The 26,012-nt window shown below is 68.6% G+C and carries 18 protein-coding genes; 7 read left to right on the top strand and 11 right to left on the bottom strand.

Annotated elements, in window-relative coordinates:
- Positions 1 to 19: 19 nt before the first annotated feature.
- On the bottom strand, positions 20 to 1,012 hold the full coding sequence (locus AB1L88_RS02660; RefSeq protein WP_367095086.1) for a pseudouridine-5'-phosphate glycosidase: 993 nt from the start codon (positions 1,010 to 1,012) through the stop codon (positions 20 to 22).
- A 228-nt stretch (positions 1,013 to 1,240) separates the two neighbouring features.
- On the opposite strand from AB1L88_RS02660, the gene AB1L88_RS02655 reads away from it, so the two are divergent.
- A complete protein-coding gene (locus AB1L88_RS02655; protein ID WP_367095085.1) occupies positions 1,241 to 2,626 on the top strand; it encodes an FHA domain-containing serine/threonine-protein kinase in 1,386 nt (461 codons plus the stop codon).
- Between the two features lie 72 nt (positions 2,627 to 2,698).
- On the opposite strand, the gene AB1L88_RS02650 is transcribed toward AB1L88_RS02655, so the two are convergent.
- From AB1L88_RS02650 to AB1L88_RS02625, 6 genes are all read right to left on the bottom strand, one after another.
- Positions 2,699 to 3,655, bottom strand: coding sequence for a diacylglycerol kinase family protein (locus AB1L88_RS02650; RefSeq protein WP_367095084.1), 957 nt, complete (start codon positions 3,653 to 3,655; stop codon positions 2,699 to 2,701).
- 66 nt (positions 3,656 to 3,721) lie between these two features.
- A complete protein-coding gene (locus AB1L88_RS02645) occupies positions 3,722 to 4,333 on the bottom strand; it encodes an SCO family protein (RefSeq protein WP_367095083.1) in 612 nt (203 codons plus the stop codon).
- Between the two features lie 56 nt (positions 4,334 to 4,389).
- The gene (locus AB1L88_RS02640; RefSeq protein ID WP_367095082.1) at positions 4,390 to 5,607 is read right to left on the bottom strand and encodes a selenium-binding protein SBP56-related protein; all 1,218 of its coding nucleotides are present in this window, start codon (positions 5,605 to 5,607) and stop codon (positions 4,390 to 4,392) included.
- A gap of 59 nt (positions 5,608 to 5,666) precedes the next feature.
- Positions 5,667 to 5,864, bottom strand: coding sequence for a hypothetical protein (locus AB1L88_RS02635; RefSeq protein ID WP_367095081.1), 198 nt, complete (start codon positions 5,862 to 5,864; stop codon positions 5,667 to 5,669).
- 103 nt (positions 5,865 to 5,967) lie between these two features.
- The gene (galK, locus tag AB1L88_RS02630) at positions 5,968 to 7,224 is read right to left on the bottom strand and encodes a galactokinase (RefSeq protein ID WP_367095080.1); all 1,257 of its coding nucleotides are present in this window, start codon (positions 7,222 to 7,224) and stop codon (positions 5,968 to 5,970) included.
- Between the two features lie 413 nt (positions 7,225 to 7,637).
- Positions 7,638 to 10,274 carry a hypothetical protein gene (locus tag AB1L88_RS02625; protein ID WP_367095079.1) on the bottom strand — a complete coding sequence of 879 codons (2,637 nt, stop codon included), beginning with the start codon at positions 10,272 to 10,274 and terminating at the stop codon, positions 7,638 to 7,640.
- A gap of 276 nt (positions 10,275 to 10,550) precedes the next feature.
- Between AB1L88_RS02625 and AB1L88_RS02620 the strand changes: the two genes are divergently transcribed.
- Positions 10,551 to 11,663 (top strand): ATP-dependent 6-phosphofructokinase, encoded by a 1,113-nt coding sequence (locus tag AB1L88_RS02620; RefSeq protein ID WP_367095078.1) that lies wholly within the window; start codon positions 10,551 to 10,553, stop codon positions 11,661 to 11,663.
- A 527-nt stretch (positions 11,664 to 12,190) separates the two neighbouring features.
- On the opposite strand, the gene metK is transcribed toward AB1L88_RS02620, so the two are convergent.
- Positions 12,191 to 13,375, bottom strand: a complete 1,185-nt coding sequence (gene metK, locus AB1L88_RS02615) for a methionine adenosyltransferase (RefSeq protein ID WP_367095077.1) — start codon at positions 13,373 to 13,375, stop codon at positions 12,191 to 12,193.
- Positions 13,376 to 13,793: 418 nt separating this feature from the next.
- On the opposite strand from metK, the gene AB1L88_RS02610 reads away from it, so the two are divergent.
- Positions 13,794 to 14,282: a DUF1579 domain-containing protein gene (locus tag AB1L88_RS02610; protein ID WP_367095076.1), complete on the top strand. Its 489-nt coding sequence runs from the start codon at positions 13,794 to 13,796 to the stop codon at positions 14,280 to 14,282.
- Between the two features lie 204 nt (positions 14,283 to 14,486).
- On the opposite strand, the gene AB1L88_RS02605 is transcribed toward AB1L88_RS02610, so the two are convergent.
- Together AB1L88_RS02605 and AB1L88_RS02600 are read right to left on the bottom strand one after the other, a co-directional pair.
- Positions 14,487 to 14,744, bottom strand: coding sequence for a hypothetical protein (locus AB1L88_RS02605; protein ID WP_367095075.1), 258 nt, complete (start codon positions 14,742 to 14,744; stop codon positions 14,487 to 14,489).
- On the bottom strand, positions 14,741 to 15,559 hold the full coding sequence (locus tag AB1L88_RS02600) for a hypothetical protein (RefSeq protein WP_367095074.1): 819 nt from the start codon (positions 15,557 to 15,559) through the stop codon (positions 14,741 to 14,743). The genes AB1L88_RS02605 and AB1L88_RS02600 overlap by 4 nt, the downstream gene beginning before the upstream one ends.
- A 301-nt stretch (positions 15,560 to 15,860) precedes the next feature.
- Between AB1L88_RS02600 and AB1L88_RS02595 the strand changes: the two genes are divergently transcribed.
- From AB1L88_RS02595 to AB1L88_RS02580, 4 genes are all read left to right on the top strand, one after another.
- Positions 15,861 to 17,165 (top strand): Nramp family divalent metal transporter, encoded by a 1,305-nt coding sequence (locus AB1L88_RS02595; RefSeq protein WP_367095073.1) that lies wholly within the window; start codon positions 15,861 to 15,863, stop codon positions 17,163 to 17,165.
- A gap of 165 nt (positions 17,166 to 17,330) precedes the next feature.
- Positions 17,331 to 17,621, top strand: a complete 291-nt coding sequence (locus AB1L88_RS02590) for a hypothetical protein (RefSeq protein ID WP_367095072.1) — start codon at positions 17,331 to 17,333, stop codon at positions 17,619 to 17,621.
- Positions 17,622 to 17,678: 57 nt separating this feature from the next.
- A complete protein-coding gene (locus tag AB1L88_RS02585) occupies positions 17,679 to 18,125 on the top strand; it encodes a YraN family protein (RefSeq protein ID WP_367095071.1) in 447 nt (148 codons plus the stop codon).
- Between the two features lie 1,052 nt (positions 18,126 to 19,177).
- Complete coding sequence (locus AB1L88_RS02580) at positions 19,178 to 19,621, top strand: Dabb family protein (RefSeq protein ID WP_367095070.1); 444 nt, start codon at positions 19,178 to 19,180, stop codon at positions 19,619 to 19,621.
- A 387-nt stretch (positions 19,622 to 20,008) separates the two neighbouring features.
- Here AB1L88_RS02580 and AB1L88_RS02575 read toward each other — a convergent pair whose 3' ends face one another.
- Positions 20,009 to 25,873, bottom strand: a complete 5,865-nt coding sequence (locus tag AB1L88_RS02575) for a right-handed parallel beta-helix repeat-containing protein (protein WP_367095069.1) — start codon at positions 25,871 to 25,873, stop codon at positions 20,009 to 20,011.
- Positions 25,874 to 26,012: the final 139 nt, after the last annotated feature.

The following is a 26,012-nucleotide window of genomic DNA, read 5'->3' as shown; positions in this document are numbered from 1 at the left end:
CGGGGCGGGTCAGTCGGGTTCAACCGGCGCCGACCCCGCCTCCGGGGCGAGGCCCGGCCGGGTCGATCCTGGCCAGCTCGACGGCGATCTGGGCCGCCAGCGAAGCATTGGCGACGATCAGGGCGGAGTTGGCCGATTGGCTCATGCCGTCGGTCGCTTCGTGAATCCGACCGAGGAGAAACGGGGTCAGCCGCTTGCCGCGGATTCCCAGTCGGTCGGCCTCCGCCAGGGCGTCTTCGAGCGCGGCGTTCATGCGTGCTTCATCCGGCGCGTCCGGCTCGGGAACCTGCTGCGCCAGGACCACCGCGCAGGGCAAGGCGAGCCGTCGGTGCGTCGCGACGACCCGGGCGGCCTCGGCCGGGCTCTCGACCCGGTGCTCCAGCGGCAGGCCGGTGGTCCGGCTCGTGAAGCCGGGCAGCTCGTCGGTCCGATAGCCGAGGATCGGCACCCCTCGCGTCTCCAGCGATTCGAGGGTGGCGGGCAGGTCGAGGACCGTCTTGGCCCCGGAGCAGACGACCAAGGCGCCGTCGGCCCGGGCCAGTTCGTCGAGATCCGTCGACACGTCGAAACTTTCGGCCGCCTTGCGGTGTACTCCTCCAAGGCCCCCGGTCGCGAACACGCCGATGCCCGCCGACCGGGCGATCCGGAGCGTCGCCGAGACGGTGGTCGCGGCACTTTGGCCCCGGGCGAGCACGGGGCCGAGGTCACGGCGACCGGCCTTCAGCACGTCGCCGAGGTCACGGCGACCGGCCTTCAGCACGTCGCCGGCCTGGGCCAGGCGGGTCAGTTCGGTGTCACTCAGGCCGATCCGGACCCTGCCGTCGAGCACGGCGATCGTCGCCGGGACCGCCCCGGCGTCGCGCACGGCCTGTTCCGACCGCCTGGCGGTCTCCAGGTTCGAGGGCCAGGGAAGCCCATGGGCGATCAGGGTCGATTCCAGTGCCACCACGGGATGACCGAGCCGCATGGCGTGGGCGATGTCGGGGGCGATCGCCTCATTGAATGCATTCATTGCTTTGCTCGCATAACTTCATGCAGTCATTGGAAATCGGCGGTGCCGGCGAAAAACTTCCGGGCGATTTTCGGGGTGATTCCGTAGGATAGAAGAGGACACATTTCGCCGAGACCGAGACGGGGTGTCGTCACTTCACCTCACCAGGCGTCGAACCAACTTCGTGGATGTGGAATGGATTCTGCATCATGGACTGATTCGAATCATGAGTTGAATGGACCCAGTCGCGTGAGTGCTGTACCCCGAACCATGCCGGAACGATCCACCAGTTTTCGAGTGGTGCTCGAGATCGTCGAGGGGCCCCGGGCGGGCCGGTCGTTCGTGGTCGATCGCGCGGAGCCGTTCGTGGTGGGCCGTTCGCTCCTGGTCGACGGCTCCGTGCCCGAGGACGGCTCGCTCTCGCGCGACCACTTCGAGCTGCGCGTCACCAACGGCGGCGACCTGATGCTCCGCGACCTCCGGAGCACCAACGGCACGTTCGTCAACGATCGGGCCGTCGAGCGGTCTCGGCTGGTCCATGGTGACCGGATCATGGCCGGAGAGACCGTCTTCCAGGTCCAGATCGAGTCCTCGGGCGGCCTGCCGGGCCTGCTCCGGCCAGACGAGGTGGGCACGGCCGAGCACGACCGCCCGCAGATCTCCTTCGCCCCGATCGTCTGCGGCGGCTGCGGCGTCTCGGCCCCCCAGGGCACCCTGGTCGCCCAGGATCCGCACGACGGGGCCGGGCCGGAGTCGGTCTACTGGCTCTGCGACAACTGCCGGGCCGAGATGGCCATGACCCCCCAGCCCGTGCCGCACTACAAGACCCTCCGCGAGCTGGGACGCGGCGCGATGGGGGTCGTCTACCTCGCCCAGCACCAGCGGACCGGCCGCAAGGTCGCCCTGAAGCTGATCGTGCCCGAGTCGGCCGCCGCCCGATCGGCCATCGACCGCTTCCTCCGCGAGATGTCGGTCATCAGCAAGCTGAAGCACCCGAACATCGTCGAATGGCTGGAACAGGGGACCACCTCCGGACGCTTCTGGTTCGCCATGGAGTATGTCGACGGCAGCAACCTCGAGGCCGTCGCCCGAGACGCCCAGGGCCAGTACCCGATCGACCAGGGCTGCCGGATGGCCGCCCAGATCCTCAAGGGGCTGGACCATGCGCATCGTCACGGCTTCGTCCACCGGGACATCAAGCCGGAGAACATCCTGATCGGCCGCAACCCGAGCGGCCTGCTCTCGGTCAAGATCTCCGACTTCGGCCTGGCCAAGAGCTACCGGAGCATCGGCCTCTCGGGCCTGACCTTCTCCGGCGAGATGCGCGGCACGATCCCCTTCATGCCCCCCGAGCAGATGCTCGACTTCAAGACCGTCAAGCCCTCGGGAGACATCTACGCCACCACGGCGACGCTCTATTTCCTGCTCACCGGTCAGTTTATTCACGATCACGTGGGCGAAGGAATTGACGTGGTGCAACTGGTCCTGGAGCAGGCCCCCATCCCCATCCGGGAACGCCGCCCCGAAATCCCCCCGCAACTGGCCGCCGTCATCGACCGCGGCCTCTCCCGAGACCCGGCCGACCGCTTCCCCAGCGCCTCGGCCCTTCGCCAGGCGCTGCGGCCTTTTTGCTGAGGCCCGTCCCCTCGACGGGGGCACGCCCCTCGCCCCTCGGCGGGAACGGGCGTGCCGACCCGCCGGGCCGGCTCAGGCCGTGGCGGCGTCCGCGTCCTCCTCGGATCGGGGGGGCACGACGACCCGGACCGCGGCGGCCTGCAGGTGGACCTCGACCGGGGTCTCGCCGATGATCTCGCCGTCGGCCTGCACCGGGAGCGGGTTCGAGGCGCGGACCATGGCGATCGTCACGCGATGCCTGGCCTTGAAATACCGGGTGCTCGGGTCGCGTCGGGGCTCGCCTCGGAGCACGTTGATCCCCAGCCGGATCGAGTCGAGCAGCGACCGCACCCGCAGGACGCAGACGGTCAGCTCGCCGTCGTCGGGGTGGATGTCGGGCCCCCACTGGAAGGGAGGCTGGCCGAATGTGCCGACGTTCGCCACCAGCACCTCGGAGGCCCGGACCATTCGGGGCGCGTTGTCGTCGATCGTCAGCAGGAACCGCCTCGGCTGGAACCCCGACAGCCCCTTGGCGGCCGTCCAGAGGTACGCGATCCTCCCGAGCCGCTGCTTCGACTCGGTGTCGGTGTCCCGGATCATCAGGCTGTCCAGCCCGACGCCGACCTGGGTGAAAAAGGGGCGATCGCCGACCCGCATCACGTCGAGTGTGGCGGAGTCGCGCGACCGGGTCAGCAGGGCGCAGGCTTCGTCCGGGTCGAGCGGCAGCCCCAGCTCACGGGCCAGCACATTGGCCGTGCCGAGCGGGAGAATTCCCATCGGGACGTCCGAACCGATCAGTCCGTCGGCCACCGCCGCGACGGTGCCGTCTCCGCCGGCGGCCACGACGAGCCCGGCCCCCTCGTCGATCGCCTCCTTGACGAGCTGTTTGACGTCATGCCCGGCATCGAGCACGTGGATGGTGCAGGAGCCTTGCTCCTCGTCGCCGAAATGCCGGCAGAGAATCTCCCGGACCTCGGCCGCGAAACTCCCCGAGTGCGGGTTCAAGACGACGAAGACCCGACCGATCCGAAGTAGCGTATCAGGGTTCATGGATGAACGTCCCTCCTGGGGGCCGCTTCATCAGCAAGCACCGTGCCGAGGCCGGGATTTCCCCGGTCAGCGTGCCCCTGCCGGGGTCTCCTCGATTACGAGCCGGATGTCGGACACGACCGACTCAGGATCAAGAAACTGGAGGTTGTAGATTTCCCGCTGCCGGCCGTTCGGGTCGACCAGGAAAATCCGGGACGGGTGGTCGAGCGTGCCGCTGGGGCCGATCCTCGCCCACATGTCCCACGAGGCGATGACCTCGGCCACCTGCTTCGGGTCGCCCGTCAGGAAGTGCCAGCCCGAAGGATCGGCGCCGAAGATCTCGGAGTATCGGCTGAGGATCTCCGGCCGATCGGTCTTGGGGTCGAGCGAGATGGACACCAGGGCGACGCGGTCTCCCCAAAGCCCGACCCGTTTCAGCTCCTCCTGCACGCGGTACATCGTGTGGGTGGTGGCCGGGCAAGAGCCGTTACAGGTGGTGTACACGAAGCTCACCAGGGCGGCCTTCCCCTCTGATTGCAGGTCGGCCAGGCGGAACGGCTGCTCGGTGCGGGCCTCGACCAGCACCGTCTCCGGCGCCGGGCCGATGTCCGCCAGCCGGGAGTCGCCTTGCAGGGCCGCCGCGCCGCCGAACCAGGCAGTCCACGGACTCATCACGAGCAAGGCAGCGGTGAAGACCATGATCCGTTCACTCCTCTTGAAGTCGCATTGCCGTGATTTGTCGTCGTTGAAACGTATCAGTTAATCAACATGTCGTGGCCTCGGGCCGCTCCCGTTGGGAATTTGGTCAGATCGACATCGAAAAAAGGGTCGACCTTCATACCATCCGGGCCGATCCGAACAAGTCGAACGCAGAAGTTCCCCGATCGGTCGAGGGTCGAGAGCAAGGAGTTGGTCACATACATGCGCTTGCCGTCGCCGGTCAGGTGCATCATGTTCGGCTGGACGCAGGGGACGACTGTGCTGGTCAGGACCAGGTTTTCCGGGTCGGAGACGTCCCACTGCTGGATCTCATCGCCGCCGAAGCACGAGACGTACAGGAAGCGGTCGTCGGGGCTCTGCCTCAGGTCGGCCGGCAAGGCGGCGGTGTCGGCTACCTTCCGGGTTTCGTAGGTGCCGTCGCCCAGCCCCTTGAACAGATAGATCGAGTTGTCGAGCGCGCAGTTCGTGAACCCGTAATTATTTTCCGGTTTCAAGGACCAACGCACTTCCAGCGGGGCGAGCCCGGCCTCGACGACCTGGATCGGCTCCCGCTCCTTGAAATCCCAGACGATGAGCTGATTGCCGAAGTCGCTCAGGCTCATCTCGGGGAACGGCTTCCCATAATTGCGCAGGGGAGTGAAGGCGCTTGACACCATGCGGTTGAACTCGGTCTTCACGGCCACGTCGTAGCCGTACGGCGATTCCTCGGGCTGGTCGATCCGGCGGATGAACCGGCCGTCATTCGTGAATTCGGCCATCCCGGCGGGCAGGCCGCCATCCGCCGCCCCCAGGAAGGTCAACAGCATGCGTCCGGGCAGGGCGTAATAGGTATGCGGACCCGAAAGGCCCGTCTGCCCCGTCACGTCCTCCAGCACGGTCTCAATTCGAGGGGCGGCCGGGTCGGTCGCCACGTCGATGATCCAGATCCGGCTCGAGAACAGGCCGCCGGCCCAGATGCGCGTCCGGTCGTCGGTGAACCCCCAGTGGTGCGTCTCGTTCCCCTTCGAGCCGAGGTCGAGCTGGTGGAGAATCGTCCCGTAGTTCGGGCTGGTCTGGTCAACATCAATGGTGATGATGAAGTCGTTGTCCGCCGCGTCGGCATCCACGCAGAAGACATAGAGGTACTTTTCCGGCCGATCGAGCCGTGTGACGTACGGAGACAGGCACGTCTCGGCGCCGGCGACCGAGGCGATCAGCACGATCGCCAGCGTTCGGACGACCTGCACGCAGGGGAGAGCGATTCGAAGACGCATCTGCGGAATCCTCCTGGGCAAGACCGCCTTTGAAAACGGCCTCTGCGGTTCAAAATGGGTCAAGCGTTTGGGCCACCGTGTTCCGATGGGATAATGGCAATCGAATCGAGCCAGCGGCGAAAGGCCTCGGCCTCCCCGCCTCGCAGGATGGTCGCCTTCTCGGTGCTGAAGAAAATTTCGACGTCAATGCCCGTGTCGCGAACTTCCGTGATCATGTCCAGATTCAAGTAGCTTCCGCCGATCTTGACCAGAGTCATCCGATCACCTCCGATCGAGGTTCACGGCCTCTCTCCGACCGGATTCCGAGGGGGGCCTGTTCGGTCGAAGGAGCCGGGAACACGGTGCCTCACCTTACCACAATCACTCCGTTGCGGGGATCGGCCCGGCCCCCTCGGCCGCCCGGCAAACGTGGACCTCGGCCTCGGTGCCCGTCCGCCGGCGGTATGCCTCGCCGACCGAGGCGGCGAAGTCGTCGGCCCGGTCGGACACGACCAGATTGACCGTGCAGCCTGCCCAGCCCGCCCCGCACAGCTTGCCCCCCAGGAATCCGGGCGCGGCCTCGGCCGATTCGATCAACGTATTCAAAGGCGGCGAACTATTCTCGAAGTCGTCTCGGCTCGACGCGTGCGAGGCCGACATCAGGCGTCCCAGCGCCGCCAGGTCGCCACGCCGCAGCGCCTCGACCCCCTGGCGGACTCGCTCGTTCTCGGCCAGGACATGCCGGGCACGACGAAAGCCGATCGGGTCCAGCCGGTCTCGGTACGCATTCAGGTCGGCCAGCGTCACATCCCGCAGCGACGCCACCGGCGGCGGTTCCCGGTACGGATCGGACAGTGACGACGCCGGCGGATGCTCTCGGAAGTACGTGACGATGCGCTCACATTCCTCCCGGCGCCGGTTGTACATGCCGTCCGCCAGCCGCCTCGAGGTCTTCGAGTCGCAGACGACGATCGCCGGGGCGGGATCGCCCAGCGCGACCCGTTCGAATTCAAGCGAGCAACAGTCAAGCATCACGGCATGGCCGCGCTTGCCCATCAACGTGCAAACGAAATCGAGCAAGCCCGAGGCCACCCCGACGGTCTGGTTCTCGGCCTCGCGCAGGGCCTGGGCCAGGGCCATCCGGCTCGCGTCGTCGAGCGCCGCGTTGGCCCCCCCCTGCCCCTCGGCGAACAGCCCGGCGTCGAGCAAGAACACCGCGATCGCCCCCTCCAGGCTCGCCGAGCTGGAAAGGCCCGCGCCGAGCGGGACATTGCCGGCGATGGTCGCCTCAAACGCCGAACGCAGCGGCCCGAATCGAGCCGTCATCGCCTGGACGACCCCTCGCAGGTATCGTCCCCAGACACCGGGCGGATCGCTCACCTCCTCGGCGATCGGCAGGCCGTACAGATCGTCGAATGCCTCGGAGTAAATCCAGGATTCCTGCCCTCGGGTCGGCCGGCCGGCCACCACGGTCGACCGGTCGATCGCCGCGGCCAGCACCAGGCCGTTGTTGTGATCGGTGTGGTTGCCCAGCAGCTCGACGCGGCCCGGGGCCATGCCGATGCTCGTCGGCTCCGCGCCGAATCGCTCGCGGAAGGCGGCCCGGGCACGATCAATCGGGGCGGCGGAAGCGGTCATCGTCGGGGGCCCTCGGAATGGGAAGATCGGATCATCTCGCGTTGGTCGGGACGCGACCAGCCTCGGCTGCGGAGTCTCCCGTCCCCCCGGTCGATCTTCGGCGGTAGCTCCTCTCCATCGTCGGCCCATCGTCGGCCCGTCGCCGTGGTGTCAGTGTGACGCGGCGACAGGGTGCGGTGATCGGGGACCGGAAGGTGGACGCGACCCGGCCCGGGCTTCCCCACAGCCTCGCCGATCGTCGATCGATTGTACCTTACCTTGAGGTCGTCGGCCTCGCTCGGCTCTGAATCTCGATCGGTCTCGCGTGCGTGTCGAGATGGTCGGCCTCCCTCTCACGCCCCGCGGCCCCTCGCTCCCCCGCTCGCGGGAGCAGGCCATGGGATGAGGGGCTGGCTTCGCCTGCGGAGGTCGCGTCAACCCAGCAGAGGCCGCAGGAACGACGCCGGCAAGCGATCGTGGACCACCTCGGCCGGGCCGGAGAAGGTGAGCTGAGGCAGCGTTGCCAGGCCATCGCCTCCGACGGCACGGTGGACTCGACCCATGAGGGTCGCCCGACGTGCGACCGTCACCAGGCGCAGGGCAAGGGCGTCGCCGTTCGGTCGGCGTTGGAGTTCCAGCAAGCCGTGACTCATCGCCAGGGCCACCCGGTCGCCGTCGGCTTCTCGAGCGTGAAGGGTCCGCCCGGCGGAAATCAGGCCGACGAAGTCGCCGCCGGGGACGAAGTCCCCATCGCCGTCGATCGGGGCGCCGTCGGGCGTGGTCAAACCTCCCGAGCGGACCGTCACCCGGAGCGTCCTGCCCGGTGGGATCGGCCGATGGGTCTCAAGCGTGACGGTCCAGGTATTCGGGTCGTAGCTCACCGATCGCAGCGGGACCGTCCGCGCGCGGCCATTCGGATGGACGAGCTCCAGGCGGTAATTGCCCGGATCGGCGGCCCGGGCCGGTTCGAGGTCCGTCCCGATTGCCAGCGCCACGCGACGCGGGGCACGCCGGGGCAGATCCGGCAGGCTCATGGTGATGAAGGCCGCGCCGGCGTCCCTTGCGACCGTGAAACGGGCGACCGATGTGGAGTCGACGAGGTCGATGTTGGGGGATCGTACCCAGAAGTGAATCTCGAAGGGGCCAGGCTGTTCCGCCCGCACGATGGCCGTGACCGTCGCGGAAGCCCCCACCGGCAGATCGCCCAGCTCAATGGAGCCGTCGGGTTGAACCGTGCCGCGGTCGGTGGTGATCGAACTCAGCCCGATCCCCATGACATACGAGAGGTTCGAGGAGACGACGACCGAACGGGCGATCGCCGGGCCGCGATTGGTGACGTTGTATTCGATCGTCACGGACTCACCGACCCTCGGTTGATCGGGAGAAACGGTGATCTCCCGCTCCAGTTCCGCCGGGTCCACCATGACACTGGCCGTGGCCTCGTCGTTCCGGAACAGGTCGAAGACATCGGACTCGGCCCGGAAGGTCGCCTCGAACCATTGGGGGCCGTACCAGCTCTCCTCGGACGGGGGCGGGACCCGGACCGTCACGGTCGCCGAGACCTCGGCTTCGAGCTCCAGCGTGCCCACGTCGAAGATCAGGTTGGTGCCGTCAATCGCCACGGTCCCCTGGGTCGTCGAGGTCGAGACGACGACGGCCGGATCGGCAGGGAGGTTCGAATACCGGAAGTTCGGCAGCGGGACGATCACCTTGGTCCCCGTGGCGGGACCGGGCCCGTTGTTCCGAACCGTGGCCGCGAACGTGACCTCATCCCCCGATTGCACCTCAGCCGCATCGACCGAGGCCGTGACCACCAGGTTCGCGAACGTCGCCAGTGCGGCCGGGTTGGGCGAGAATTCCGACGTGCCGAACCGGGGATGACTCGCCGTCGCGGTGACCACCATCCCCGGCGGAGGAGCGGTCGGCACAACCACGTTGAAGATGGCATGCCCCTCGGCGTTGCTCGAAACCTCGGCCGTGCCGAGGAACATCCGGCCCTCTCCAAACCCCGAGGGGTCGCCCGCATCCGCGAAAAATTCGAGTTGGAACGTCAGGTTCGCCTCCGCGAGCAGGATGCCCTGGACCCGGAACCCCTCCGGGACCGCCTCGGCCTCCGTCAGCAGGGGGTAAGACATTTCCCAGACCGGGTCGGTGATCTGCGACGGCCCAGGGTCGTAGGTATGGCTGATTCCCTGCCACTCGTTCTCGAAAATGGCGTTCCGTGAGACGAGGGCCCTGCCCTGGACCCCCGCGTTGCCGTTGAACGCGATGACGTTGGCGGCCCCGGGCTCGGCCCCCCCGATCGCATTGCCGCCCATCCCGAGAGCATACGCTTGAATCCCGGGGCCGCCGTTGCCCAGCGGTCCGCTGCCCGAGGCGTCGGTCCCGATCAGGTTCCCCTGGACCACGTTCATCTCGGCATCATCGAAGAAGAAACGTCCTATCATGACATATTGAATCGAGATGCCATGGCCCTCGTTCCCCGAGATGAGATTCCGCGCCTCCGGGGTCGTTCCGCCGATGATGTTGCGGTCTCCCCCAGCGATCCGGATCCCGTAACCGTTCCCCTCCGTCTCAGGGGCCACGCGGGCACCGACGATGTTCCCCTCGATCCGGTTCTCGGCCCCACTGACGGTGATGGCCTCGCCCGAGAAGCCGTGGAAGGCCAGGCCTCGGACGACGCTCCCCGAACCGCCCAGCAAGAGCCCTCCCCCCCAGGAGATGGCGCCGCCGTCCAGGATGATCCGGATGTCGGCATCGAAGCCGTCCTCGCTGGCGTTGGGCCGGGCACCGGGCTGAGTATAGCCGTCGAGGATCACCGGGCCATCAAGGGCCGGCAGCGGCAAGGTCGGCGTGATCGCGTGCGGGCCTTCGCCGGAAATGTCGAACCGGATCTCGTCGGCCCCGGGGGAAGTATTGGCCTGCTCCAGGGCCTCCCGCAACGAGCCGGGCCCGTCGTCGTCCGTGTTCGAGACGGTCAAGGTCGCCAGCAGTCGGCGCGGTTCGAGATGGTCGAAGGCCGCCGCCGGTCGGCGTCGGCGCGATCGGCGTGGGCGTCTCGTGTCACTCATGGGAAGGCCCCCGCTGCCCCGTGCGGAATGACGCGATCGGGGAACACCCGACGACCGCGTCTCTTCAAGCATAAGGGATGACAGATGCTGGTCAAGCATCGACAGGATGCCCTTCCTTGAAGCCGCCCGTCGGCCGGTCGATTGCCCCGCACCGCCCATTCCCTCGCGTGGGAGGGGCGTGGTACAATCGGAGGGGTTCGACAAATTCTGTTTCGTTGTTTTCTGGATGAGACCCGTGCCCTGTTCCGGGGCCGACGGGCGGGGGAGCGAGGGGCGATGCCGACCTCAGGAAAACCGATCCGGCGTATTGCGATCTCGACCGGGGGGGGCGACGCACCGGGGCTGAACGCGGTGATCCGCGCGGCGGTCGTTTCGGCCTTGAATCGCGGGTGGGAGTGTGTCGGCATCCGGGACGGGTACGACGGGGTGCTGACCCCCGAGCGGTTCCCGGAAGGCGGCCTGATCCCGCTGACGGCCGACCGCGTCCGCGGCATCACCCACCTCGGCGGCACGATCCTGGGGACCACGAACAAGAACAGCCCCCTGACGTACCCGACCGTGCAGCCGGACGGCTCGGTCGTGCCGGTCGACCGCTCCGCCGAGCTGGCCGAGCGGCTGGGAGAGAACGTCGATGCCGTCATCGCCATCGGCGGCGACGGGTCGATGGGGATCGCCCACGCCCTGAGCCGCCACGGCCTCCGCGTGGTGGGCGTGCCGAAGACGATCGACAACGACCTGGACGGCACGGTCCTGACCTTCGGGTTCCTCACCGCCGTCGACTTCGCCACCGAATGCCTCGACCGCCTGCACTCGACGGCCGAGGCGCACGAGCGGGTCATCGTCGTCGAGGTCATGGGCCGCTACGCCGGCTGGATCGCCATGAGCGCGGGCATCGCCGCCACCGCCGACGCGATCCTCATCCCCGAGATCCCGTTCGACCTGGCGCCGGTGGCCCGCAAGATCGCCGAGCGCGATCGGATCGGCCGCCGCTTCTCCATCGTGGTCGTGGCCGAGGGGGCATATCCGAAGGGGGGCGAGGTCTCGCTCGTCCCCGGAGAACCGGGGCGCGTCGAGCGACTGGGCGGGATGGGCGAGAAGGTCGCCGAGGGGCTCCGGGCCGCGACCGGCAAGGACGTCCGGACCGTCGTGCTGGGCCACCTGCTCCGCGGCGGCACCCCGGTCCCGATGGACCGCCTGCTGGCCCTCCGCTTCGGCGCGGCCGCCGTCCGGACCCTGGCCGACGGCCAGCACGGCGTCATGGTCGCCCTCGACCCCCCCGAGGTCAAGTACGTCCCGCTCGACGTCGCCACCCACCGGATGAAAGCCGTCCCGCTGGACTGCGACACGATCCTGACCGGCCGCGACATGGGCATCTCATTCGGCGACTGACCCCGCTCGAGGAACTCGCCGGTCCGATCCGTCCCCGCCCGGCGCCTCGGGCCGCGCGATCGAGGCCGGTCAGCCCACTCCCGGGGCACCGACACCGGCGAGAGTCCTCAGGGTCAAGGACTCTCGCCGGTCGCCGGACTGCGCTACCGGGGCTGCAAAGCGAAGCAAACTCACAGGCGCTCGACACTCATGCAATGACGCACACGGTACAGCGTGACTCGCGACAACCATCGTTCGCGAGTCACGTGCATTCTGACAGGTGGCTGTCGCCGTCGTCAACAAGGAAGAAACCAACACGTCAATTTTTCATTATGCTTAATTCGGCGGGCTCGGGCGATGGGGCCATGTATGGCAAAAGCGAATGGCGTATGGTGATTTGATCATTCGGGCTGCGCGAGATGGCGGGGCGGGGCGGGTTCCGGGCGGCGAGCGGAGGGGGGGAACGGACGGCCCCCGCGTCCCCGATCGGTGAGAGCGAGGGGGGACGCGGGGGCGTTGCGTGATCGGTCGACGGGCGCGGGGCCGGATCAGGCGACGGCGGTGGCCGTGGCGGCCTGCCTCAGGGCCTCGGCCTTGTCGGTCTTCTCCCAGGTGAATTCCGGCTCGGACCGGCCGAAGTGGCCGCCGGCGGCGGTCTTGCGGAAGATCGGCCGACGCAGTTCGAGGTGCGCGATGATCCCCGAGGGGGTCAGCGGGAAGTGCTCGCGGATCAGGGCCTCGATCTGGTCGTGCGGGATCGTCCCGGTGCCGAACGTGTCCACGTGGACGCTCACCGGGGCGCTGACGCCGATGGCGTAGGCGAGCTGGACCTCGCATTTCTTGGCCAGGCCGGCGGCCACCACGTTCTTGGCGGCGTAGCGGGCCATGTAGGCGGCCGAGCGGTCGACCTTCGTCGAGTCCTTGCCGCTGAAGGCCCCGCCGCCGTGGCGGCCGGCGCCGCCGTAGGTGTCGACGATGATCTTCCGGCCGGTCAGGCCGGCGTCGCCGTGCGGGCCGCCGACGATGAACTGGCCGGTCGGGTTGATGTGGTAGGTGATCTCCCCCTTGACCATGTCCTTCGGCAAGACCGGCTCGATGATCTCCTTGATCACCGCCTCGCGGATCTGCTCCTGGGTGACGCCGGGGTCGTGCTGGGTGGAGACGACGACGGTGTCGATCCGGACCGGGCGGCCGTCGTCGTATTCGACCGTGACCTGGCTCTTGTTGTCCGGGCGGAGCCAGGGGATCGTGCCGTCCTGGCGCAGCTCGGTCAGGCGGTTCAGGACGCGGTGGGCCAGGGCGATCGGCAGGGGCATCAGCTCGGGCGTCTCGTCGCAGGCGTAGCCGAACATCAGGCCCTGGTCGCCGGCGCCGATCTCCTTGCCCTTGGCCGAGTCCTCGTTGACGCCCATGGCGATGTCGGGCGACTGCTTGCCCAGGGCGACCATCACGCCGCAGGTGTCGGCGTCGAAGCCCATGGCGCTGGACGTGTAGCCGATCTCCCGGACGACCTGCCGGACGATGCCCGGGTAGTCCACGACGGCCGTCGTCGTGATCTCGCCGGCCAGGACGACCAGCCCGGTCGTCACCAGGGTCTCGCAGGCGACCCGGGCGTTCGGGTCCTGCTCGAGGATCGCGTCGAGGATGCCGTCGGAGATCTGGTCGGCCATCTTGTCGGGATGGCCCATCGAGACCGATTCACTGGTGAACAGATAGCGGTTGTTCTGGGACACGGGCAGACCTCTCCTGCGGTCGGGTGACGGGGCCGGGGGACCGGATCAGACCTCCAACGGGGCCATCAGGCCAGCGTCCCCCCTTCGGGAGCTGCAAACTCCGTTTCGAGGGGCGAGTCTATCAAGGCCCCCGCCGCGCTGTAAAGCCAAGCCAGCGTTGATCGTGGGCCGGCCGACGCGGGACCGGGCGAGAAACTCGCCGATTTTCTCTGGACATTCTCGGTACACCCGTTCATACTTCGGCCGTCCCTTTCTGTTCGCGTGTTCAGTGGTGGCCGCGAGCCGGGGGACCAACGGTCGAGAACCACGAGCGGAGGACCAGCCAGTGCGACAGAAGACGCGACGGGTTCCCATCCTGGCGGTGTGGATGGTCGTGGCGGTTCCGGCGTTCGGACACACTCAGGAGGACTTTGAGGCCATGCTCCCACAACCGACGGCCGAGCATCGCAAGCTGACCGCAGAGGTCGGCACCTGGGACGCGACGATCACCTCGTCCATGAACGGCCCCGGCCAGCCCCCGACGGTCTCGAAGGGGGTCGAGACGAACCGGATGATGGGCGAACTCTGGCTCATCAGCGAGTTCGAGGGGGATTTCGGCGGCATGCCCTTCCAGGGGCACAGCCAGATCGGTTTCGACCCGAAGGCCGGCCATTACGTCATGAGCTGGGTCGACACGATGAACCCGAGGCTCGCGACGCACGCCGGATCCTACGACCCCGACTCGAAGACCTTCACCTTCCAGGGCAAGGCCTTCGACCCGATGCTCGACAAGGAGGTCGACCAGAAGACCACCAGCACCCTCACCGACAAGGATCACAAGGTCTTCACCCTCTTCATGAAGGCGCCCGAATACGGCGACGACTGGGTCGAGTTCATGAAGATCGAGTACACCCGGCGCCAGGAGTGACCGGGAGCCCCCCTCACCCCTCGGCCTCGTGCCCGAGCCGGTCAGGATCGCCCGGCGATCGCCGGGCGATCCGAAGGACCCCGGCCCACTCGAGTGGGCCCGGGGCTCGTCGGGGGTGTCGCGTCCCCAGGGGCATTCTCCGACTTGTCAGAGAGCGTCGATCCGGAGGCGTCGTTGCCCTCCTGCGAACCGGTCACTCCGGTGTCAGGAGAGCCTGAGGAGACCGACGATCGCCAGGAATATCCCGAACAGGACCATCAAGGGGCCGAGGACCTTGACGATTGCGCCGTACTGCTGATGCCACACATCCCACCGAAAGTCTGTTCCGGGCTCCTTGCCGACGACTCGATAGCTCACCAGTGTCAGGTAGACCCCCGCGACGATCGGGATGGCCGCTTCGACGATGACGGCGAAGAGATCGGGATTCCGCAGGATCGATTCGAAGACCGATTGCGTGTTCATTGATTTTCGGCGTCTCGGTTCCGGTCGCGGCGATACCAGGTCCAGAGCAGGCGGAGGGTGGTGGCGTCGAGCATCGCCTGGGAGGTCGGATAGGTGCTCGGCTCGGCCTCGGGGGTGGGCTGGCCGATCAGGGCCCGGGTCGAGTCGGTGATGGTGGCGGCGTCGGCCCGGGCGACCAGCTCGGCGAGGAAGATCGGGAAGTTCTCGGCGGCCGACGGGAGCAGCCGGTCGCCGAGGTCGCTGTAGTTCATCTGGTCGGCGACGATCCGGAAGGCGATCTGAGGGTCGGTCCGGACCAGGTGCAGCTCGGTGACGGGGTCGCGGGGGACTCGCTTCGATCGCCGGGGCCGTGGTGCCTTCGGGCCCCGGAGGATCATGGCGTTGAGGCCCGAGGCGACGGCGTTGGCCCAGCCGATCCCCTGGGGGTCGCGGAACTCGTCGTCGGCGGCGATCCGGCCGCCGTGGACCAGCTCCAGCTTCGACCAGGGGACGTAGTGGGCCGGCTCGCCCCGGAGCCCGCTGATGCTGAGTCCATCGGGCTGGATGGCCGCGCGGTGGACCGACCGGGCGGGGACGAGCTTGGGCACGGTGTCGACGCGGCGGGCCTCGGCGGCGATTCCCTGCTCGTACAGGGCGTCGAGCAGCTCGCGGACCTCCCCCTCGGCCAGGGGCCAGGGCAGGATGCCGGGGGCGCGTCTGACCCACTGCATCGCCTCGGTCGGGTGCAGGCCCATGACCCCCCGGAACAGCTCGCGCAGGGCGACCGGGTCGGCGGGGGCGTCGAAGAGGATCAGGCGGTAATCGGTTTCCGGCATGAGTTTCGATCGCCTGGGCGATCCCCCGATCGGCGTGCGGGTCGATTGGAATTGAGCTTACGCCCTCGACCGCATGGTGGCCAGGGGTGACGGCTCTGCAACACGAAGGGCCAGCACCTCGACGCGGGCGGAGCGAGGGGGTAAAGTCCCGGATCGAGGCCGGCCCGCGCCGCGGGGACGGCGAGGCGATCGGGACGGCAGACGGCACCGAGCTTCAGCGAAACCACACAAGGCTGGGCGACTCATGGCGATGGCGATCTCCGCTCGGATCAGGCGAATCCTGGGTTCGATCGGGCCGGGCTTGATTATCGCGTCGGTCTGCCTGGGGCCGGGCAGCGTGACGACGGCCTCGAAGATCGGGGCCGAGTATGGGTATGCCTTGATCTGGGTCGTGGTCTGCGCCGCGGCGGCCATGATGATGTACACGGTGATGGGGGCCCGCTTCGGGGCGACGCAGGCCCGGTCGTTCCTGCAGGCGGTGGCCGAGCGCTACGGCCGATGGTTCGCGATCCTGATCGGCCTGGCCGCCTTCCTGATGTCGGCCAGCTTCCAGTTCGGCAACAACCTCGGGGTGACGACCGCGACGGCGAGCGTGACGGACAACTGGGCCTCGCGGAGCCTCTCGGCCGCGATCGGCCGGCCGGTGGCCGAGGAGCAGATCTGGCCGTTCGTCTTCACCGGGACGGCGATCCTGATGGTCGCCTTCACGAAGAACCTGTACCGCCTGATCGAGCGGGTGATGATCGTCCTGGTGCTGGTGATGATCGCCGCCTTCTTCACCAACCTGGTGGTCGCCCGGCCGGACCTGGGCGAGGCGGCCGCGGGCCTGGTGCCCCGCCTGCCGGAAGGCGAAGGCTCGATCACGGTGATGGCGGCGATGGTGGGGACGACCTTCGTCTTGCATGCCTGCCTCTATCAGTCGTACCTGGTGCAGTCGAAGGGGTGGCGGCTGCCGGACGTCCGCAAGAGCCTGATCGACTCGGTGGTGGGGATTACCTTGCTCTCGACCATCAGCATCCTGATCATCCTGACCTCGGCGGCGGCCCTGCGGCCCCGGGGGATCGTGATCCAGGACGCCTCGGAGATGGCCCTGCAACTGGAGGCGACCTTCGGGCCGATGGCCAAGTTCATCTTCTGCCTGGGGTTCTGGTCGGCGGCCTTCTCGTCGATCCCGGTCAATGCCCTGGTCGGGGGCGGCCTGCTGGCCGACGGCCTGGGGCTCGGCTCGCGGATGGACCAGCCGTGGCCGAGGCGGTTCGCGCTGCTGATCATGGTCATCGGCATGCTCATCGCCACCCAGCCGCAGGAGAACCGGGCCAATGCCCTGGTGGTGGCCCAGGCGGCGACGATGCTGGCGATGCCGGCGGTCGGGATCGGCATGTTCCTGATCCTCAACGATCGGTCGGTCATGGGGCGGTTCGCGAACTCGTGGCGGCAGAACATCGTGGCGGGCTTCGGGTTGCTGCTGGTGGTGGTGCTCTCGGTGGCGACCTACGGGCGGCTGATCGACCAGATCGGCAAGGTCCGGGAGCAGTGGCGGACGACTTCCGAGCCGGTCGAGGCCCCGGTCGAGGGCGAGCCGCCCCCGGCGGGAGAATCGGACTAGACGCGGGGGGCATTTCCTGGCAGCATCCGCCGATCCCCTCTGGAGGAGGCGGCGTTCGTCCGCCCGACGCTTCGTCGATGTTGGTTTGACGTCTGGATCAATCGACCCGCGCCGAGCCGAGCCGGACCGGTGCGAGGCGGGCGGGTCGATGGGGGGCGAGTCTCCATGCAGCGGTGCCCGATTCGACCTGGCCTGGCGGCCGCGTTCGCCTGCCTCGTGCTGGCCCTGAGTGCCTCGGGGTGCAACGCCCTGGGGCTCGGCAAGAACAAGGACGGCGCCGACCAGCCGACCTTCTACGACGAGTTCTTCAGCGGCAAGGACGAGGCCGACGCCATCGCCTCCTCTCGCGAGTCCGACCCGGCCGCCCCGGCCCGGATGCACCGGCGGAACCGACTGCCGGGCGGCCTGAGCCCCGAGGCGAGGGAGATCGAGCGGGGTTCGTTCAACATCTACTGATCCTCCTGCGGCGGTGGGTGTGAGGGACAATTCTGGGGCCTTCGGGAGCGTGCCGGGATGTTCGGTCTTCGCCTGCCGAAGGGGTTCCGATGGGGGCGGGCGGCCGATCGGCCCTGGAACCAGTGGTTCGGCGACCGGGGGGAGCGGGCCGCGTCTCGGTTCCTGCGCCGGAAGGGGATGCGAGTCCTCTGCCGGAGCTACCGGACCCCCCGGGGCGAGATCGACCTGGTCGCCCGGGACGGCGACACGCTGGTCTTCGTCGAGGTCAAGACCCGCCGCCGGGGCCAGCCCGCCGAGGCGGTGACGCCGGCCAAGCAGGAGCGGATCACCCGGGCCTCGCTCCAGTTCCTCAAGTGGCATGGCCTGCTCGACGCGGCTCGTCCGGTCCCGTGCCGGTTCGACATCGTGGCGATCGTCTGGCCCGACGGACTCGGCCGGCCGACCATCGAGCACTTCCCCGACGCCTTCGACGCGGTCGGTCCTCGCGGCCAGTTCTTCGCGTAGTGCGCCCGATCGGGTGCTCCTGGTGCGCATCCGGGGGTTGGCGGAAGCTGTTGTTTGTTCGGAGTTTGCGATGATTTTGGCGATTCGTTTCGGGAATTGCGCCGGGCGTTGACTCTGCCTGCCGGGCTGGTCCATGTGCCCGTAAGTCCGGGGCGTGATCCTCCGGGCAGGGGCGGGGACCGATCCGGCACGGAACCCATCGCGTTCGCGAGTCGGGGAAGGCATTGGGCCGCAGCCGGCCGGCAGTGCTCGGGCGGTCGAGCCACCCGGAGATTACGGGTGTGCGCCCGCTCGGTGCGCTTGCCGAGATGGGTGAAAGTTCCTGGTGTGTTTGGGTTTGAGTCAAAACAAGCGATTCGTTTCGGGAATACTCTGTCTGCGTCTCGCGTGGCGACCTACCGGGGGATCTCACCTGCCGAGGGGGGCGCAGACCCGCTCCTCAACACGGGTGGTTTTTCGAGGGTGGCCCTGGTCGGCGAGCAACCGAGGGCGGCCCTGAACGCTTCCGTTGAAACAGGGTGCAGGAGTCGGACGACGCGGTACGCGGCTCGGTGCGTCGGGCGATGCGCAGCGGGTGCGCTCCGGGCGTTTGGTGCAAGGTGTTGTCAAAGAGCGATTTCTGGCGATTTTTCGTGTTCGTTTCGGGAATTGGCCCGGTGAGGGGCGCACTCAATTTCGGGTGTGAGGGGAGCAGGAAGCTAACCGGGCCAGTGGGGTTCGGGACACACTGATACTCTCGGGGAATTGGGCAGGTTCAGTCACTTTGAGCGCCGAGATTTTTGAGAATGGGGGGAGGGCGCTGGTTTCTGGTTCGGGAGGGCGGGGGGACGTACAATCGGCCTCGGTCGGTCGATCGGCCCGAGCGGGTCGGGGCAGTTCAAGGCCCCGGGTCGGAGGGACGGGCGGCCGAGGTGATCGGGGCGGGTCTGACGGAATCGAAGGATCGGCCCCGCTGGAGCGTTCCGGGTCAAGCCAAGCGATGACGCAACGTCTCGCAGCGCAAGACACCAGAAGACAACACGACACGACACAACAGTCGGGAGACGACAACGATGATGCGCAACTCGATGATTCGCCCGGTGCTGGCCGCCGTCGCGGGTGCCCTGGTCATGGCGGCGGTGCTGTCGGTGACCGGACAGTCGGAGGCCGAGCCGGTGACGGCGGTCGCCGCCGCGCCGCTGGCTCACATGGTCTTCTTCACGCTGGCGAACCGATCGGAGGCGAACGCGCAGAAGCTAGTGGACGCCTGCCATCAGTACCTCGACGGCCACGACGGGACCGTCTATTTCTCCGTCGGCACCCGCGCCGAGGAGTTCGACCGGGACGTGAACGCCACCGATTTCGATGTGGCGTTGCACCTGGTCTTCGAGGACAAGGCCGCGCACGACACCTATCAGGAGCACCCGCGGCACCAGGAATTCATCGAGAAGAACAGTGAGATGTGGTCGAGCGTCCGGGTGTACGACTCGTACGTCGCCGGGTCGTCGGGCCGCTGATTCTTGCACGCGCGGGGGCGGTCGAGGCGCGAGGCGCCGGGCCGCTCCGTTCTCGCGGGCCTTGCCCGGCTCCGGCTCCCTTGAGGTGGGGAGCGAGGGGTTACCGGCTGGATCGCGAGGCGTGACATTTGGGCAGCGGACCCCCTCACCCGGCCTTCGGCCACCCTCTCCCCCGGAGGGGGCGAGGGTAGAGAGTGCCCCCCTCTCCCCCGAGTCGGGGGAGAGGGCCGGGGTGAGGGGGCCAGGGCGAGGACGAAATGCCTCGGCCCGCGAGCTGGCCGGGGACCCCCTCACCCGGCCTGGCGGCCACCCTCTCCCCGCGAGCGGGAGAGAGGGTTGGGAACGGAGGGCCCTTGGTCAGGCGATCCGGGAGGCGGGGCGAGCGGGTTACAGGTCCGACCGGCCGGGACCTGAGAGCAGCAGGTCGACGCCGAGCGCCGAGGGGCCGCCGCCGGCGCGTCGGGCGGCGAGGGAGGTGCCGGAGGGGGAAGGCAGGGTGATGACCTGCGTGAAGTTCGTGCCGGCGAAGCCGCCGCCGGCGAGGAAGGCCGGGGCGATGCCGGGCCCGGGGCGGGATTGGAGGCCGCCGGGGGCGCGGCCGACGAGCGTGAGCAGGTACGATTGGCCGGGGGCGACCGGGGCAATCGGGGTGATGGACAGCATCCGGGCCACCTCGTCGTACGAGACGGAGGCGAGCGGGATGGGGGCGGCCCCGGTTGTGGTGGGGACGAGGCTGAAGTTGGCCAGGTTGAGCGTGCGGGCGGCATCGCGGCTGAGGTAGCCGTTGATGCGGACGTCGATCCGCGTCAGGGCGCCGGTGGCGGGGTTGATGATGGGGGTGACCCGCTCGACGAACGGACCGGCGGCAATCGAGCGGGTACGGGTCTGGGCGCTGAGGTTGCCTCGGATGTCGTTGCTTGGGGCAATCGTGTTCGCGCCGTCAACCACCTGATTGAGGAACAGGCCCGAGCCGAGTCCGTTCGGGTCGGCGAAGCCGTTGCCGACGGTGCCGATCGCGCCGTTGATGTCGGGGCCGATGCGATTGCCGCTGACTTGATTGTTCACGGCGTTGAATGCGGTGATGTTCAAACCGACCTGGGAGTTGCCGCTGATCAGGTTGTCGCGGACGGTGTTGCCGGGGGCGTCGCTGATGAAGATCCCCTGGAAGTTCGGCAGGCGGGCGGTCCCGGCGGCGTTGGTCCCGACGCGGTTGCCGGCGACGATGTTCCCGGTGCTGACGGCGCCGACGGCCGGGGCATAGGGGACGATCTGGGGGCCGGTCGGGGTGGCGACGGTGACGGCGTTGATCGTGTCGGCGTTGAGGATCTGGAGGCCGACCTCGCGGTTGCCCGAGAGCAGGTTGCCGCCGCCGTTGGCGTCGGTGAACGAGCCGAGGCCGATCTGGTTGCCGCTCGCGCCGTAGATGAAGATCCCCTGGCGGTTGCCGAGGGCGGCGTTGCCGGTCACATCGGTGCCGATGAAGTTGCCCGCTACGACGTTGCCCGAGGCCGGGGCGCGGGGCTCGTCGAAGGCGATGCTGGTCAGGCGGACGCCGACTTCGAGGTTGCCGGAGATCAGGTTGCGCGCCGCCGGGCCGGTGCCGCCGATCGTGTTGTTCGAGGCGTTCATGATGATGACGCCGTCGCTGTTGGGCACGGCGGCCGAGCCGTCGCGATTGGTGCCGATCCGGTTCCCCTGAACAACATTGCCGGAGGACTGGCCTCGGATGTAGATGCCGATGCGGTTGCCGGAGATGACGTTCCCCTGGCCGGCGCCGGTGCCGCCGATGGTGGTGTTCGAGGCGCCGTCGGCGATGACGATGCCGTCGTTGCGGGGGTCGAACGTCTGGCGGTCGCTCGCGCCGGGGGAGCCGTCGCCGGGGGTGGTGGGCAGGCCGGTCTGCACGTTGCCGGCGCGGGGGTCGAGGGACCGGGAGCCGGTGCGGTCGGTGCCGATGAAGCTGCCGGTGACGCGGTTGCCGGCGCTGCCGGGGCCGTCGATCCGGACGTTCCCCCGGCCGTCGACGACGCCGTTGGCGGCGATGACGGAATTGAGCACGGTGTTGCCCGGGGCGTTCAGGAGCAGGACGCCGACCAGGCGATTGCCGAGGGCGGCGTCTCCGGCGGCGTTGGTGCCGATGAAGCTGTCGGCGATCACGTTGCCGGTGCCGCCGACCAGGGCGACCCCGAACCCGAGATTGCCCGAGACGATATTCCCCTGCAAGCCGACGTTCGACGGGCCGGCGACGATCACGCCGCTCCCTCGGTTCGACACGATGGCCGATCCGTCGCGGTTGGTGCCGATGAAGTTGCCGATCAGGACGGTGTTCGACGCCTGGGAGATGGCCATCACGCCGTTGCCGAGGTTGCCGGAGATGACGTTGCGCTCCAGGCGGTTCGACGCGGCATTGTCGAGGAAGACGCCGTCGCGCTGGTTGGCGATGGCGAAGGCGCCGGTGCGGTCGGTGCCGATGAGGTTGTCGACCAGGGTGTTGTTGGTGGAGCCGTCGCGCAGCTCGACGCCGAACAGGCGGTTGCCGGACAGGACATTGCCCGACAGGGTGTTGTTTTGGGAGGCGAGGACCATCACCCCGTGCAGGGTGTTCGGCCGGGCGGCGGTGCCCTGGCGATTGGTGCCGATGAGGTTGCCGGACAGGAAGGTGCCCGAGGTCGCGGCCAGGGCGACGCCGAAGCCGCGGTTGCCGCCGATGGCGTTGGAGTCGAGCGTGGTGTTATTGGCGTTGACGATGAGGACGCCGCTGAGGTTCGCTCGGGCGAGCGAGCCGGTCGGGCCGGCCAGGCCGATGAGGTTGCCGGAGAGGGTGTTCCCGTTCGCCCCGTTGAGGATGACGACGCCGTCGTTGCGGTTGCCGGAGATGACGTTCCCGGCCAGGACGTTGCTGGGGGCGACGTCGAGGAGGACCCCTCGGGCGTTGCCGAGGCCGTCGCGGCCGGCCTCGTCGGTGCCGATGAGGTTGCCGTCGATCAGGTTGCCGGTGGCGGCCGCGCCGATGACCTGGAGGCCGTCTCCGGAGTGGCCGGCGATGAGGTTGCCGTCCTCGACCCGGTTGTTCGGGGCGTTGAGGATGACCAGGCCGACCTGCTGCGTGCCGAGGCTGGCCGTGCCGGCGAGGTTCGGGCCGATGAGGTTGCCCGAGACGACGTTCTCGGTGGCGGAGCCGCCGGCGATCGTCAGGCCGAAGACGCCGTTTCCGGAGATCAGGTTCGACCGGCCGCCGATCGTGTTGCGGGCCGAGTCGGAGATGCGGACGCCGGTCCCGGCATTGCCTCGGGCCGACGTGCCCCCGACATTGGCGCCGATGACGTTGCCCGAGACGAGGTTTTCAAATGCCCCGGCGGCGAGGACGACGCCGTCGCCGCCGTTGCCCGAGATGAGGTTGCCGGAGCCGGTCGCGTCTCCGCCGACGCGATTGGCCGAGGCCCCGTTGAGGATCGCCACGCCGTGGGAGGCGTTGCCGAGGGCGGCGTCTCCGGTGGCGTCGAGGCCGATCACGTTGCCGAAGATCTGGGTGTTCGAGGTGCCGGCCCCTTGCAGGACGATGCCCGAGCCGCCGTTGCCGGAGATGATGTTGCCGTCGGCCGGGAGCACGCCGCCGATGGTGGTGTTGGCGGCGTTGGTCAGGAGGATGCCGCCGCCGAGGTTGGCTCGGGCACTGAGGCCGAGGTCGTCGGTGCCGATCCGGCTCGATCGGATCAGGTTGTTCGAGGCACCGGGGCCGACCAGGGCGATCCCCGCTCCCGCATTGCTGGAGACGACGTTGCCGGTCAGGGTGTTGGCCGGGGAGCCGTCGACCCGGATGCCGTCGCCGCCGTTGGGGACGGCCGTCGCGCCGACCGGGCCGAGGCCGATGAAGTTGCCGGTCACGAGCGTGTTGGTGGTGCCGCCGCCAGTCAGGTGGACGCCGTGGCTGATGTTGCCTGAGACGATGTTGCCCGCCCCGATCGTGTTGCCCGCCGCCTGGCTGACCCGGATGCCGACGGCGTTGCCGATCGGGGCCAGGCCGGTGACGCTCGTGCCGACGAAGTTGCCGAGGACGGTGTTGCCGGTGACCGCCGGGCCCTGGAGCAGGATGCCCGGCCCGGCGTTGCCGGAGACGAGGTTGCCGCGCCTCAGGCCGGCGGGGGTGGCGTTCACATTGCCGATCGTGTTGCCGGTGAGGTTGCCGGCGGCGTTGGAGTCGCCGATCAGGGCGATGCCCGCCCCGGCGTTGCCGATCGCCGAGGAGCCCGAAGGATTCGTGCCGACGAAGTTGCCCGAGATCAGGTTGCCGGAGCTGGCGGCGTTGTTGCCGCCCGGCTCGTTCAGGAGGGTCGTCAGGCGGATGCCGTCGCCGCCGTTGCCGGAGACGAGGTTGCCGGAGCGGAGCGCCCCGGGATTGACGCTGACGTTCTCGCCGCCGATGGTGTTGTTCGAGGCCCCTTCGAGCAGGATGCCGTGCAGGGTGTTGCCGATCGCGGCCGAACCGGCGGCGTTGGTGCCGACGAAGTTGCCGAGGATCGCGTTGTTCGAGGTCGGCCCGCCGTAGAGCAGGATGCCGTTGCGGCCGTTGCCCGAGATCAGGTTGCCCGCGGTCCGGACCCCGCTGGTGGCGTTCACGCCGCCGATCGTGTTGTTGATGGCGCCGAGGAACTGGGGGGTGCCGCCGACGTTGACCGGCCCGGCATCGAGCCGGACGCCGTTCTCGACGTTGGGCACGGCGGCCGTGCCGTTGAAATTCGTGCCGATCAGGTTCCCCTGGACGATGTTCCCGGAGGAGGTGCGCTCCAGCTCGATGCCGTCGCTGCCGTTGCCGGAGATCAGGTTGCCGGCCCCGGCCGCTGCGCCGCCGATGGTGTTGTTCTGGCCGCCGTTGACCTCGATGCCGTCTTCCTGGTTCGGGATGGCGGCCGTTCCCGAGGCGTTCGTGCCGATCCGGTTCCCCTGGATGACGTTGTTCGCGGCGCCGGCGCCGGTGAGCAGGATGCCGTCGCCCCGGTTGCCGGAGACGAGGTTGCCCATGCCGGCGCTCGTGCCGCCGATGGTGTTGGAGGTAGCGTTGTTGATCTCGATGCCGGTGTCGATGTTCTCCCGGGCGGTCGTCCCGGTGACGTCGACGCCGACGAAGTTGCCGGCCACGACGTTGCCGGTGGTGCCCGGCCCCTGGATGCGGATGCCGTCGCCGCCGTTGTGGGCGATCAGGTTGCCGGCCGAGAGAACAAAGGGAGTGGCGTTCGCACCGCCGATGGTGTTATTGACGGTGGCCTGCTGGAGCCGGATGCCGAGGAACTCGTTCCGCAACGGGTTCACGCCATCGACCGCCGTGCCGATCCGGTTGGCGGCGATCAGGTTCCCATTGCCTGCGCGGACCTCGACGCCGTTGATGCCGTTGCCGGAGATCAGGTTGCCGAGGTTCGCCGTCAGGCCGCCGATCGAATGGCCCGAGCCGCCGACGATCTGCACGCCGTGGCCGTCGACGCCGAGGTTTTCGTCGCGCATGGCGACCGTGCCGGTGCGGTCGGTGCCGATGAAATTCCCCTGCACGACGACGTTCTGGGCGCTGTCGAGCAGGACGTTGTCGGTGTCATTGCCGGCGATGACGTTGCCGATGGAACCGAGCACGAAGGGGGCCGAGAGCGGGCCGCCGATCCGGGCGTTGCTCGCGCCGTTGGCCACGACGACGCCGCCGCCGAGGTTCGGCTCGGCGGTCGTCCCGGCGGCATCGACGCCGATGTGGTTGCCCTGGAGGATCGCCCCCGTCGCGGCGGCGCCGGTGATCAGGACGCCCGGCCCCCGGCTGCCGATGACGGCGAAGGACTGGATCGTCACGTCCGGCCCGGTGATCCGGATCGTGTTGTTGGCCACGCGGTCGCCGTCGATCGTCAGGACGGGGCGATCCGAGAAGCCGGCGCCGGTCGAGCCGTCGAGGACCACGGGCGCGACCAGGTCGGGCAGGCTGCCGACCAGGACGATCGACCCGCTCAGGCCGTTGAAGACGATCCGGTCGTCGTCGCCGAAGGTGCCGGTGGTGTTGGCCAGGACGTCGAGATTGGCCGAGCCCCCGGCATTGACGGCCTCGATCGCCGATCGCAGGCTGACCTGCCCGGGGATCGGGACGAGCGTATCGAGCAGGGTCGTGACCTGGATCGTCGCCAGCAGGGCCCGCCGCTCCATCGGCTCGACGCTCAACCGACGCCCCCGTGCCCCGCGACGGCGGAATGACGCCCGGACCGCTCGACCACCCTGTCGACTCATCGCTGTTTCCTCAATCGGTGCAACCGCTCGTGGTGTGCCGGGTTCCCGTCCCTTGTGGCCCGTCGAGCACGGTTCCTCCGCGCCCAACCGCCGGGATTGCCTGGGAATCGGTGGCCGATCAACGCTACCATCCAGTCAT

The organism is Tautonia sp. JC769 (assembly GCF_040717455.1).
Lineage (GTDB): Bacteria > Planctomycetota > Planctomycetia > Isosphaerales > Isosphaeraceae > Tautonia.
Note: the sequence above shows the minus strand (reverse complement) of the source record. Positions and strands in the feature narration are given on the sequence as shown.